Here is a 13284-nt window from a genome sequence, read left to right as displayed (position 1 = left end):
AATGATCCATGAATTAGCTGTTCCAAAAGAATTACAGTCCACACCGTTTTATAGTGAGAAATCTGTTATCGTTTTTAATGAAAACTTTTCATTTGAAAAAAATATTCAAGAGCAGCCATTTCTTTATGAATTATTGGCACAGCAAAAAATTGAAGCGTACAAGCCATGGGCAGATCACGAACAGTCAATTGAGATATTATTTCAAAATTGGACAGGAGCAGAACAAGTCCTTAATGATTATTATAAAGTACGTGACCGTAAAAAAGCACGAAAACCAATGATCGAGCAGCTTAGTGGATTAATTCAAATCATTTATTGGGGAAATGGGTTACCCGTACCTATTTTAGATGATTGGCAAAAGAAAACGGATGATTTATCGATTAAACCAGTAAACATTACTGAACGGATTTCTTTTATTAACGATACGCCCGATCACTATCATTCTTTTATTCAACTCAGCCAATTATTTGCAGAGTTTATTAAGCAATATAAGGTAACCATTTCTCTTGAAAAAAATAGGAAAAGAATTTTCGAGTAAAGGTTCTTTTCATTTTTTTGAAAATTCGGTATAGTGATGGTACGTAGATAAGGAAGGTGCATAATTATGTCAATAGCTCAGCAAACAAAACTAGATATCGAATCTGTTGTTCAACTTAATGAGGAAGAACAGCATCGGATAAAGTTACTAAAAGAAAAGAGAAAACAGGAAACATTTGAAGTTGCATTTTGTGGCCATTTCTCTGCCGGTAAGTCAACAATTCTAAATACATTGTTAGGGGCAGAGGTATTGCCAACAAGTCCAATCCCAACGAGTGCCAATATTATTTCGATCAAAAATGGTCCACTCGCATTAAGTGTTACGAGTCATGATGGAAGTGAAAAGATATGGAAAGGTGAAATTCCATGGCATCAAGTTCGTGAATGGGGGATGGATGGTCATGAAATTTCTACAATGACGATAACAGCACCACTTGCTTTTCTAGGTGAGCATAGTGCTATTTTAGATACTCCCGGGGTTGATTCAACTGATGATTCACATCAGGCTGTAACGGTTGAACAGCTGTATACAACTGATTTTATTGTTTATGTAATGGATTATAATCATGTTCAGTCTGAAACAAATTTATACTTTCTTAAGCAATTATCAAAAGAGAAGAAACCTTTATTTATTATTATCAATCAAATTGATAAACATAATGAGGCAGAGTTATCAGTAACAGCTTTTAATCAATCGATTGAGGAAGTATTCAGACGGTGGGAAATTAATTATCTTGAATTATTTTATACGTCGATGAAAAAGAAAGACCATCACTTAAATGAATTTAAACAGTTCGAGAAGAAAATAAAGGGACTACTCTACCACAGTAAACAGTTAATTGATCATTCGAATCACCGTTTATATGAAGGAGTATACCAGGCTGTTGAAAGCCGTTTACACCAAGAAATGCTTGAAAATGTTGATGAAGTCGTTGCTGAAATGGAGGAGCAAGGGTATGAAGGGAGTCAACTGAATGAACGAGAGCAATTGCAACAGCAACTTACAACGATTATAAATGAACCGAATCGAATCGAGCACGCATATGGAAAGGAACTGGATCACCTTTTTAAGAACGTTACATTGTTCCCGTATACAACGACTGAATTAACGAGAGAGTGGCTAGAAAGTATACAACCTGGGTTTAAAGTGGGATTGTTTTTTACAAAAAAGAAAACCGAAGAAGAACAAAGTCAACGCCTTAACAAACTTGTAACAGAGTTGAATGATAAAATAAAGTCACAGCTGTTATTTCATCTTCAAGCGTTATTTCAACAGTCTGACAGAACGAGATTGTCTAACCGGGAAAAGTTTGAAACCGCAGTTGATGCACTGCACTATGAAGTGGATGGTCAGTTCATCCAAAGTCGCGTCAAAATAGGTAATGCCAGTCGCGATTATGTTTATACGTTTACAAAGGAACTGACAGCGGTTATTGTTAGTGAATTAAAACGGAAATGCCAAGACGTTATTGCAATTGAAAAAGAAGGAGTAATTCCTTATCTGCAGTCAGAAAAAAATAACATTGAAATGAAATTAGCGCAACTTGAGAAAGTTCATTCATTTGTTGAGAAAGTCGAGCAAGTGAAGGGGGAGTATGAAGCGGTTTCGCAAAATGTTAAAACATTGCTGCAGGAATTAGATGATCATCAAACATTTGAAAATGAAATTCGTGCTACATTTTCGTTATCTTATCAAGAACAAGAGGACAATTGTTTTGGTTCAGTTACATTACCAGAAGACAATGTAATTGAAACAAATTGGACTGGTGAACATGAAGCAAAGAAAGACAAAGACAGTGCATTTTCTGAGGAAGAGACGAAAAAGTGGCTAGGGAAGTTAGAAGAATCACTTCATCCGTTTCGAAATAAAAAGATACTTCAGCACGAACGAAATCAATTAATCGAACGAATTGAACGATACAATAAACAAACCTTTGTTATTTCGTTATTCGGTGCCTTCAGTGCTGGAAAGTCTAGTTTTGCGAATGCCCTTATTGGTGAATTTATTTTACCTGTTTCACCAAATCCAACAACAGCAACAGTGAATACGGTTCGCAGATCAGATGAAGAGCACGAACATGGTACAGCTGTTGTGTTTGTAAAATCAAAAGAACAGCTAGAAAAAGAAGTGGCTACAGTAGGAAAGCAATTAGATGTTGAATTAACGTTAGACACGTTGTTAACATGGAAGCCAAAGAACAATCAAATTATCTCGACTTGGCAAAAGACGTATGCTGATTATTTATTAACAATTAAAGGCAGTCTGAAAGAAACAACGTGGGAATTGGGCGGACAATTTACAGTAACAATAGAGGATTTAAAAGAGCTCATTGCCGAGGAAGATAAAGCTTGTTTGTTAGAGGAAGTAACGATTTATTATGATTGCCCAATTACGAAAAAAGGCATTATTCTAGTTGATACACCAGGTGTTAACTCGATTCATGGCCGTCATACAAATGTTGCGTTCAGGCAGCTTCGCCGATCAGATGCGATTTTCTACTTGACCTATTATAATCATGCCTTTTCAAAAGCCGATCAATATTTCTTACAACAAATGGGTAAAGTGAATGAAAGCTTTAGTCATGACAAACTTTACTTTGTCATCAATGCAGCTGATTTAGCAGGAAGTGAACGTGAGCTCAATGGGGTACGGAAGCATGTCTATGATCAATTGCTGCGAAATGGGATCACATCACCACGACTGCATCACGTTTCAAGTAAACAAGGATTGGAAGCAAAACAAGGGAAAAGTGATGATACAAGTTTTGCGGCATTTGAAACAGTCTTCTATCGTGATACAATTTCTGAATTAAAGCAATTGAGCAGTGACCTAATAAAAGAAGATTTCAACCAATTTGTTCAGAAAATCGATGACAGTCTCTCATTTATGACGGAAGCGAAGGAAAAACAGCAGGAACGGTTTGAACAGCTGAAACAACTCGTTACCGAAAAGAAGGAGACTGTAAAAGACTTATCATTCCAGCATGTGCTCCGTGATATAAAAGGAGAGCAAGCACAGCTTCTTCTTTACTTAAAGGATCGATTGAGTTTTGTATTAAATGATTATTATCCGTCTGCGATTAATAGTTCGGTTATCACTGGAACGAGTAAAAAAGCAGGACAGGACCAATTATTGGCTGCCATTAAAGAATGGCGTACGTTAGGTGAATATTTCTTAAAACAGGAAATTGAAGCGACAATGATCCGTATCGAAGAAAAAGTGAAGGTAAGGATCAAAGACTGGCTATTGGAAGAAGTGAAAGTGCTGCAACAAGGATTGCCACATTTATATTGTGAGGCTGAATTTGATCTTGCCTCATTGAACTTGCCAGAAGAGACTCAGCTTATTCCTGTTGAAGGCTCTGAGTTTGTCTCGGTATTTAAATCGAAAAAAGACTTTTTTGAAAATGGAGTAATCAGGGAATTAAAGGAAAAGCTTGTTGCAAAGGGAAGTGAATTAGGTTCTCACACTTTACAACATGTTGCTGATCATTTAAATCATGAGTTAATGGCTCTCATTCATCGTGCAGAGGATGAGTTAAAAGGGAGATTAGCGCAGGCATTAGATGAAGAGGTTAATCGCTTTGCGGCATTGTTTGATGAGTCAGAACAGGATGCATTAATAACTGAAAAGAAAACGTATCAAGAATTAGTAGTATAACAATGAAAACGCCCTGTACAGTTCCTTTAACTGTACAGGGCGTTTTTAGATGTTAGCTCTGTCGCCTTTGCTTTTCTTATTAGTTTGTTGTTAAATCAACGACATCTTCAATAATCGAGGAATCACCCTCGTCACGGTTTTCATTGTCGTTTTCTCGATCTCTGCCTCTGTCGCGCTCATTTTCTCGATTACGTTCTTCATCACGGCGCTCGTCTTCATCGCGTTGTTGATCTTCATCTTCTTCTGGAGGAGGAAGTTCTTCAACAGGGTCAGGAATTTCTTCTTCTTGAATTCCTGGTACCGAGACTTGAACGGTGGCTGGATTACTCTCCATATCATTATGGACGGCGATAACACTGAATTGATAAGTTGAACCAGCTGTTGGACTAAAGATAATATGCTGCATTTCACTTGATACTGTCAGAACAGTGGACTCACCTCCATCAATCGTTTGGACAATTTTAAACGATGTTCCTGAAAGTTCAGTTGGCGGATAACCCCAGCTTAGCATAATTTGATCTGTATCCTCATTATACCCAGCAACCAAATCCTGTGGAGTCGTAGGTTTGTTATACACTTGAGAAACTCTTTGCGGTTCTGTTCCTCTAACAAACAATTCGTACATGATTTGGCTTGATGGTGTATGTGCACTAGGTAAAAGTCCTGTACCTCTTTCAATACCGACTCTAACAACTGAATCAGGTTGTTTAAAGTCAGGGGTCGTTACATTGCTGGAAACATCCTCCATTACATGCTTGAAGATAAGCTGTGCGATATTCCGGTTGTTTCCAGTAATAAAATGGTTCTCACCTAACTTGCTGTACCCCGTCCATACTGCAGCAGTATATTTCGTTGTGTAACCGGCAAACCAAACGTCACGAACAGCACCATTTGGAATACGGAAATCTTGTTTTTCCTTATCTGTGAAGTTGGTCGATCCTGTTTTCCCTGCAACTGGGAGACCAGAAATTCGTGCTTGTGTACCTGTTCCGTTATTAACAACAGTTTTGAGCATATCGCTAATCATATAAGCGGTATAATCACTCATGGCAATAACTGATTCAGGTTGGTTGTTTATTTCTCTTCCATCAGGGAAAACAACCTTACGAACTGTATGAGGCTTGTGGTAAACACCTTCATTTCCAAAGGCAGCATATGCTCCTGCTAAATCAAGAGAAGACACTCCTGTTCGAAACCCGCCAATGGCATAGGCTTCTGTTACTGGTTCATCAAAAGGGATGCCCAATTTGGATGCGAATTGCTCAGCACGCTCAGTACCAACTTCTTGAATTGCTTTCACTGCTGGTATATTCCAGGACATACGTAATGCTTCACGCATTGAAACATTTCCTTGGTATTGATTATTCCAGTTTCTAAGTGGCGTCCCATTACTATACGTATGTGGCTCATCTTTAATTTGATGATGAGTGGACCATTTATTATCTTCAATCACTGGTCCATAGGCTAGTATCGGTTTACTTGTTGAGCCTGGTTGCCGTTTAATGCCAGTGGCATAATTTAGAGCCCTGGCGACATTGTTATTTTGACGACTGCCTCCAATAGCTTTAATTTCACCAGTTTCAGTATCTAATAATGTGATTCCTGCTTGGAAATCATCGTCCGGATAATTAATATAGTTATTTGTTTGCAACACTTCTTCAACATGAGTTTGTGCTTCTGGGTCCAATGTTGTATAAACCTTTAGCCCGCCATAATAGATTTCTTGTGATGTGATCCCATCAATGGTCTCAAGTTCTTCAATCACTTGATCGAGAAATGACTCATATGGATAAGATTCCCGTTCAACGACGTTCAATTGACTTTCAACAGGAACAGCACGTGCAGCCTCTGCCTGTTCTGGTGTGATTTTCTCATATTTCTCCATTAATGAGATAACAATATTACGTCGTTTTTCTGCAGCTTCAGGATTTTTAATTGGGTTGTATCCATTCGGTCTTTGTGGCAAACCAGCCAAAAGGGCAGCATCCTCTATTGTTAGCTCATCTAAAGTTTTATTAAAGTATGTCTCTGCAGCCATTACAACTCCATAAGAGCGCTCAGAAAAAAACGTTTGATTCAAATACATTTCTAGGATTTGATCCTTTGAATACATTCGTTCCAGCTTAATCGCTAAATACTGTTCCTGAATTTTCCGTTTAATTGTTTTATCAGGAGTCAGATAAAAGTTTTTAATTACCTGTTGAGTAATTGTACTTGCTCCTTCAGCAAAATAACCACTTGTAATGTTTGCCCGTAATGCCCCAAACATACGGCGGATATCAATTCCGAAATGTTCCCGAAACCGAATATCCTCAGTTGCCAAAAAGGCATCCTCGACAAGCTGCGGAACCTCACTAATACTTACATTAATACGATTCTCATGAGTTTCTAAGCGGGATACTAATTCACCGCTCTGATCATAGATATGTGAGGTTTGGGCAATCTTGAGTTGATCTGGATCTAAAGAAGGAGCATCTTTGATCATTGCAAAGACTGTAATTCCTCCTGCAACAATAGCAATTGCGCATACCGCAACAAATATAATTACGATTTTTTTCAATAGCCCTTTATTTTGTTTGTTCTTTTCTTTTCTTTTTTTTCTTTCAAGCTCTTTTTGTTTACGTCGACCTTCTCGAGTAGTCATATCATCTGACATCGAAGTTCCCCCTTTCACTTGCATAAGAGCGATCGATCATTACATCTGTAGACAAGCTCAATCAACATTATGCAAAACGACTACTATATAGACGTTAAATGTATGAATTTGTTACATATTAATCAAAATAAATATCATCAATAACTTTTAGATAGTCAATTCTTGGATGAATACCAATGGGTATATAATGACCGTATTGTTCGATTGTTGTTTTCGGTATTGATTTCCTGCCTTTCTCCTGTTTCTCCCAATATTCAATTAGATAGGAAGCATCAAACAAATAATTTTCATCGGATAATGCAAATCTTAATAGTACAAAACAAATACCACCATGCTTGCATACTTGTGTCATATGATCAATTTGGTGCTGATGGAAGTTTTTTAATGGAAAAGATGTTTTGTTTCGAGATTCTTTTGCTTCGAAATCCATATATTTTCCACGGTACACACCATTATAATCCGTTGTCGATGGTTGTTTGAAATAAGCTTCTTTTACTACGGCTGCACTTCGTTTAGGGTATTCCACTTTTACAATTTGGAGTGGTGTCGGTTTTTTATGAATAACGGCAGTTCCATTGGCTAAATAATAATCATTTGTAACATTGATATCCTCTTCAAGAGACATCCCTCTATTACTATAGTTTGCTTTTTTGAGAGAGGGATTAGTCAATTTCTGTGCAGAAGGAACATATTTTTTGCCGTTTGGATACCGAACAGCCATCATTACTTCACCGTCCTATCAATGATTTCATAATTATAACTAAAAGATTGTAGGCTTCCATCACAATATCCTATCATACTTTTTCGAAAGCGAATAGTTTTTTATTAGTATGAGAACGTAAGGTAAATCAATTCTAACAGTTAATAAACAGTTTTAAATGAAGAGTTTCGGTGAGGGGGATTCTCTTGGTTTTTAAGAAGTATGACCAACAGCATCTTTTAAAAATGATAAAAAGGAAAGTGGAAAAAGGTAACCTCGATAATATTTCACGTACCGTATTTTATCAGCAGTTTTATTTTAAACACCAAGAAATAAAATGGGCATTTTTAGCAAGTATGGTTTCTAGAAATGCAGGTTGGAATATGACAGATCTTGAGGGGGAGTTATTTCAACGAAGCCTACCAAAACAGTACCGGGACATTCTTTTTTATACATATGAGCGAGCAAACTGGCTAATTTTTGAAGATGCTTATCCGCAATTATTGATCTATGAAGAATCGAAAAAACGGCAGCAACCATTGTTTTTTTTACTAAAGGATTTTCATGTATCCGCGTTTATGGAGAAGGAATGGATTTACTTTTGGACGCATCATGATGTTTGGCGACTTTGTTATGCATTAATCATTAATGAGCAACATGTTATCCAAAAGCCTGTGATTGAGCATCCTTTCTATAAGAAGCATGTATTTCATTCTTTGCCATTCTATTTTGAAGACCGTTTTCATTTTAGTACAGTGTTATTTCCAACTGTACACGGAGAACTTTATGGATTTTCAGTTCATCATTTTACAAATGTAAAGAGTAGAATTAAACTAGGGAAAAAGTTGACATGGCTATTGTTTTTCTCGCCTGTTGCTCATCAATTTATTTGTTTTGCCAAGCGTACTGAGCATACTGGGTCAAGATGTGACTATGAGCAATACTTAGGAAGTAAGAGATGGAGGAAAACCCCTTTTTTAAGATTAACGTTTCCAGTCATTGAACACCATCGTGAAAGAAGTACGGATTGGTACAATAAATGGGGGAATATTAACAAACTGTTCAAGCCGGTAAAAGAACAAAAAAAGTACCGTTTGACTGCCTGGTATTTTAAAAAGGAACAACAGTTACAGGCAGGTGTAGAGATATATGAATTTTTTTTCGGTAAAAACAACCTCTAGGGATGTGTCCGCTCCATAGAGGTTGTTTATGATTTCGTTATGTTGACGGGCGATTAGGGCCTTCTAATTTCTTATCGCCAAAACCGGGTTTGTTTTCATTCTGGCGTTGTTTGTTTTCTTCTTTTTGTCTTTGTTCAATACTGCGATTGTCATTACGGACCATATGAGATCACCTCCACTTTCTCATAGTGTTTGCAAAACGGAGGCAAAAATGTAGAATTATAAATTCTACATTTTACATTTTAATGATCCTTTTTTTTGCTGTTTTTCCACTTTCTTTGACGAACAAATACTAGTTTTGTCAGTCGTGCAGGGAGATGAAAATGAATGAAGAATGACTTAATAGCAAAGAAACAAATGGAGGGATTAATCATGGATAATGTATTAAAAACGAAGGCCGTTTCTGAATTATTAGATGTTAATCCAACTACTGTTCAACGATGGGTAAAATATTTTAATATTCCTTGCAAAACAAATGACAAAGGACATTATTTATTTGAAAGTAATCATATAGATCTATTGAAAGAAGTTAAAAGCCAATTGAATTCTGGATTGCAGATGAGAGAAATTATTATTGATACGTTAGATAAGTCAAATAAAAAAGAAGAACCGATTGCTGTAGCAATATACGAAAGACAGTCAGATGAAATGATTGGAAAAATTGAAGAATTAGAATCAAAAATTTCTGGAAAAGCCGATGAGGTTGTAAGTTATCAAGTATTACAGCATCGTGCTGAAATTGACCAAATGATGCAGACAATAAAAGAAATGAAAGAGCGGATTCACTTTTTAGAAGAAAAACTTGCAGATAATCCGAATAACGTCGTTGAACTACCGACGGAAACAAAAAAATCAAAAAAAAATTGGCTCGTTAGCATGTTTTCACTCTAAGAAGTGAGCCAAAATAAAAAAACAACCTTTATAAAGTGACCCCAATTGTTTCTTGTGCCTAACAATTGGGGTTACTTTATTATATTGGTTGTTTTTCTTTATCGTTATCGTTTAATACCCGTCGTGGAAGACGCCAGTTATAATGAACAGACATCATTCGTAAAACGACGATAGTGGTTAATAATAATAGAAGACTGATGGTTCCACTTACAAGATTAAGCCCTACAATTAAACCGGCTAGCATTGCCCAAACAATGTATATTTCTTGTTTAAGAAATAAAGGTTTACGACCGGCAAGAAGGTCACGAATCATTCCGCCACCTGTACCTGTTAATGCTGCAGCTACGATCACAGCACTAAGTGGATGGTTCATGCCAGTTGCGTATAGTGCCCCTTGAATTGCAAAAGCAGCTAGACCAATTGCATCAAAGAATAGTCCCCATCGCATCCAAGTGTTAATCCAGAGCTTTGGTAATAAAAAGGCTAGAGTCATTACTACAATAGCAATGAAAAACAATTCACCTTGTTCCCATAATGCTGAAACAGGAACACCTATCAGCAGGTTACGAATAGCACCGCCGCCAAAGGCAGTTACAAAACCCAAAATATAGACTCCTAAAAGATCATAATCCTCTTCCATTGCTACAATAACACCACTCAGAGCAAAAGCAATCGTTCCAATGATATTGAATATATCCCAAGTCATATGTTTTTACTCCCTAAATAATATAATGTAAAATTTCTAGATGAATAGTGCTATTTTCCAAGAACTAAGTGTTTCTGTCAAGAAAAAAGTTATAGTGTTTGTATTTGATGTATTTGATGTGAATGCTATGATTATTAATTACCACCTGGACCACAAAGTAAAAGGGGAGATTGAAGGGATGTTAACGGTTGTCATTATCGCTGTTTTAGTTATGTTATTAATTCTGGTGTTATCAATAGCTGCGATCTCTAAAGGTTATTCTTATCAAGAAAAAGTTGATGAAATTGATGAAAGAAAACCATCACAGTTTAATCAAAATAAAGACAATAATTGAATGGGTATTTAAAGAAGCACAAGGAATAATGATCCTTGTGTTTTTTTCTGCTTTTTACCACCTATACTTTCGGGTGAAAAAGAAAAAATAAAAAGGTAAAAACAACATAAATTTTAGAGGGAGGCTTTAACGCATGAGGAAAGAAATTATTGTCCTATTTATAACTGGTTTCCTATTGCTTTTTATTGCTGCATGTAATGGTAATAATAACGCAGCAATGGATAATGGAAATTTTGGATTAAATGCTCAGGGAAATCAATATAATCAAGGACAACAAAGACAGGAAGAAGTAGTAATTGATGAAGAAAGCGGGAAACCATATGGATCAACGATTTCCAGTTATCGAACAAAACTGACAAGTCAAACGTATCCACATACGAAACCAGTTCAAATTCAGCAAGCAAAATACTATTTTAAACTCGACCAGATACCTGAAGGGGTAAAACAGCAGTTGCCAAAAGAAATCGCAAATCAATTACAAAATGCTGAACAGCTTTCTATAGAACAGCTTGAACGTTACTTATCAACCGAACAAATTCAACAAATGGTACCAGATACAGCACCAGCACCACAACAAGGAGCTGCACCTCAACCGGCAGCACCTCAGCAACCAGCTACACAAGCACCAGCACAGGAGCCAAAGCAGGAGCAAGCTAAACAACCACAACAGTCAGCTGAGGGGATTAGCAGCATCGAACAAAAAGTAATTGAGCTAACAAACGCTGAAAGAAGAAAAGCCGGCTTATCAAATTTACAAGCTGATGCAGCGTTAAGTAACGTGGCTAGAGAAAAGTCGAGAGATATGCAAGCAAATAATTATTTCTCACATACAAGTCCTACGTATGGATCACCTTTTGATATGATTAGGGACGCTGGTGTGTCGTATAATGCAGCAGCTGAAAATATTGCTATGGGACAATCGACAGCGGAACAAGTTGTGCAAGAATGGATGAACAGTGAGGGTCACCGAAGAAATATTTTAAGTGGAGAATATACACATATCGGTGTAGGCTATAATGAAAAAGGTCATTATTGGACCCAAATGTTTATCAGTAAATAACATAAAGAAAACAGAGAAGGGGAAAAACTCCTAACTCTGTTTTTTTATTTTACTTTTGAGGTGAAAAGGAAAATAAGAACGTTTTTAAATTTTTTTTTAGACAAAAAGAAAACAATATGACCAAAAATAGGTGCTGGAAATATTTTTGCTAAAATAACGTTGTAGGAATTAGATGTATTAAATCATTCTGGTTAGGAGAGGAGTTAATATGGATATGAGTAAACAATGGAAAAGACGCACATCTTATTGTTTCTTATTATTTAGTATAATGTTCCTGTTAATGATTTTCCTAACAGGATGTATAAATAAAGATAAGACAGGGAGAATTGAAATTTCTTCATTTCAATCCTATGAAGGCGAAATAAAAAAAGGGAAACCACATGGTTATGGAAGTATGTATACTGTAGCGGTTGATGGAGCTCCGTATCTATTGTATGAAGGACAATTTGAAGAAGGGGCATTTGCTGGAAGTGGGACAAGGTACCACCCTAATGGAAGGATCCAATATGAAGGAGAATGGGATGATTTTGTTTACCATGGTAATGGCAAATTATTCTCAGAAGAGGGAACACTTTTATACGAAGGTGGATTCAAATATGGTTTTGAGTATGCTGATAAAGGGAAAATCTATGATTATTCTGGAAATCTAATCTATGAAGGGTCTTTTACAGATGAACAATGGCATGAGGGTGTGGATGGTCTTTCTATTTTCTTAAGATTAGGCCATATTGATAAAATTTATAAGGGTGATTGGGACAACGGAATTCCAAATGGATCTGGTAGAGAGTACTACCGAGATGGAAGTATAAAATATGAAGGACAATTTAAAAACGGAGAATGGCATGGAACTGGTGTTCATTATGAAAATGATGGATCCATCATATATGAAGGAATTTGGATAGAGGGTAATCCGAAGTAATAAAAAGGTACTATCAATTGAATGGTAGTACCTTTTGTAGTTCATTTGCAATGTATATTTTTTAAACTTTCTAAAATAGTCTTGAAGAACTGTAAATTGATAGTAAAATTAAACTACAGAGAATAAAATGGAGGAGAATAACCTTGGACAACAACCATCTTAATGCCATAACAAGAGCAACAAAATCAATATTAAATAGCCATTTAGGTGTTGAAGCATCACCACTGCAGCCTATTCTTGCAAATAAAGCCATTCCATCTAACGATATTTCAGTCATTTTAGGAATTAATGGGGAGTTTGAAGGTCAAATTATTTATTCAATGGGAAAGTCAACTGCGATGTCAATTGTCAGTGCTATGATGGGTGGGATGTCAGTTGAAACAATTGATGACATGGGGTGGAGTGCCATACAGGAGTTTGGAAATTGGATGGCTGGCACTACTGCTACGGAATTATCTGCTGAAAATTGTACGATAAATGTGACTCCGCCTGTTGTCAATGAAGGTGCATCCGTCTTTCGTACGAATGATTCATTTATGACGATGCCAGTGCAAAGTAGTATTGGTGAAATAGATGTACATATAACCGTTGAAAAGGTAATGAATATGAAATAAAGCGATTTTTATCGATTATAAAAGT

Annotated in this window: 12 protein-coding genes; 8 read left to right on the top strand and 4 right to left on the bottom strand. The window is 36.5% G+C overall.

Going from position 1 to position 13284, the window contains the following annotated elements; translation table 11 throughout:
* The first annotated feature begins 1 nt into the window (after position 1).
* Both ACJ2A9_RS09970 and ACJ2A9_RS09965 read left to right on the top strand, forming a co-directional pair.
* Positions 2-538, top strand: coding sequence for a YpoC family protein (locus ACJ2A9_RS09970; protein ID WP_441421501.1), 537 nt, complete (start codon positions 2-4; stop codon positions 536-538).
* Positions 539-604: 66 nt separating this feature from the next.
* A complete protein-coding gene (locus tag ACJ2A9_RS09965) occupies positions 605-4198 on the top strand; it encodes a dynamin family protein (RefSeq protein ID WP_441421500.1) in 3594 nt (1197 codons plus the stop codon).
* Between the two features lie 79 nt (positions 4199-4277).
* On the opposite strand, the gene ACJ2A9_RS09960 is transcribed toward ACJ2A9_RS09965, so the two are convergent.
* Positions 4278-6854 (bottom strand): PBP1A family penicillin-binding protein, encoded by a 2577-nt coding sequence (locus ACJ2A9_RS09960; protein WP_441421499.1) that lies wholly within the window; start codon positions 6852-6854, stop codon positions 4278-4280.
* Between the two features lie 118 nt (positions 6855-6972).
* Entirely contained in the window at positions 6973-7575 is a 603-nt protein-coding gene (gene recU, locus ACJ2A9_RS09955) for a Holliday junction resolvase RecU (RefSeq protein ID WP_441421850.1), read from the bottom strand.
* Between the two features lie 185 nt (positions 7576-7760).
* On the opposite strand from recU, the gene ACJ2A9_RS09950 reads away from it, so the two are divergent.
* Entirely contained in the window at positions 7761-8735 is a 975-nt protein-coding gene (locus ACJ2A9_RS09950) for a DUF2515 domain-containing protein (RefSeq protein WP_441421498.1), read from the top strand.
* Positions 8736-8772: 37 nt separating this feature from the next.
* On the opposite strand, the gene ACJ2A9_RS09945 is transcribed toward ACJ2A9_RS09950, so the two are convergent.
* Positions 8773-8898 (bottom strand): hypothetical protein, encoded by a 126-nt coding sequence (locus tag ACJ2A9_RS09945; protein ID WP_441421497.1) that lies wholly within the window; start codon positions 8896-8898, stop codon positions 8773-8775.
* Between the two features lie 164 nt (positions 8899-9062).
* Between ACJ2A9_RS09945 and racA the strand changes: the two genes are divergently transcribed.
* A complete protein-coding gene (gene racA / locus ACJ2A9_RS09940) occupies positions 9063-9626 on the top strand; it encodes a chromosome-anchoring protein RacA (RefSeq protein WP_441421496.1) in 564 nt (187 codons plus the stop codon).
* 79 nt (positions 9627-9705) lie between these two features.
* On the opposite strand, the gene ACJ2A9_RS09935 is transcribed toward racA, so the two are convergent.
* The gene (locus ACJ2A9_RS09935) at positions 9706-10332 is read right to left on the bottom strand and encodes a trimeric intracellular cation channel family protein (RefSeq protein WP_441421495.1); all 627 of its coding nucleotides are present in this window, start codon (positions 10330-10332) and stop codon (positions 9706-9708) included.
* A 40-nt stretch (positions 10333-10372) separates the two neighbouring features.
* Here ACJ2A9_RS09935 and ytzI point away from each other — a divergent pair, with 40 nt between their 5' ends.
* From ytzI to ACJ2A9_RS09915, 4 genes are all read left to right on the top strand, one after another.
* Complete coding sequence (ytzI, locus tag ACJ2A9_RS09930) at positions 10373-10666, top strand: YtzI protein (protein ID WP_441421494.1); 294 nt, start codon at positions 10373-10375, stop codon at positions 10664-10666.
* 133 nt (positions 10667-10799) lie between these two features.
* Positions 10800-11726, top strand: coding sequence for a CAP domain-containing protein (locus ACJ2A9_RS09925; protein WP_441421493.1), 927 nt, complete (start codon positions 10800-10802; stop codon positions 11724-11726).
* Between the two features lie 208 nt (positions 11727-11934).
* On the top strand, positions 11935-12645 hold the full coding sequence (locus ACJ2A9_RS09920; protein WP_441421492.1) for a hypothetical protein: 711 nt from the start codon (positions 11935-11937) through the stop codon (positions 12643-12645).
* A gap of 143 nt (positions 12646-12788) precedes the next feature.
* Positions 12789-13259: a chemotaxis protein CheX gene (locus ACJ2A9_RS09915; protein ID WP_441421491.1), complete on the top strand. Its 471-nt coding sequence runs from the start codon at positions 12789-12791 to the stop codon at positions 13257-13259.
* The last annotated feature ends 25 nt before the right edge of the window (positions 13260-13284 follow it).

This window comes from Anaerobacillus sp. MEB173 (assembly GCF_052119505.1).
GTDB lineage: Bacteria > Bacillota > Bacilli > Bacillales > JBJMAU01 > JBJMAU01.
Note: the sequence above shows the minus strand (reverse complement) of the source record. Positions and strands in the feature narration are given on the sequence as shown.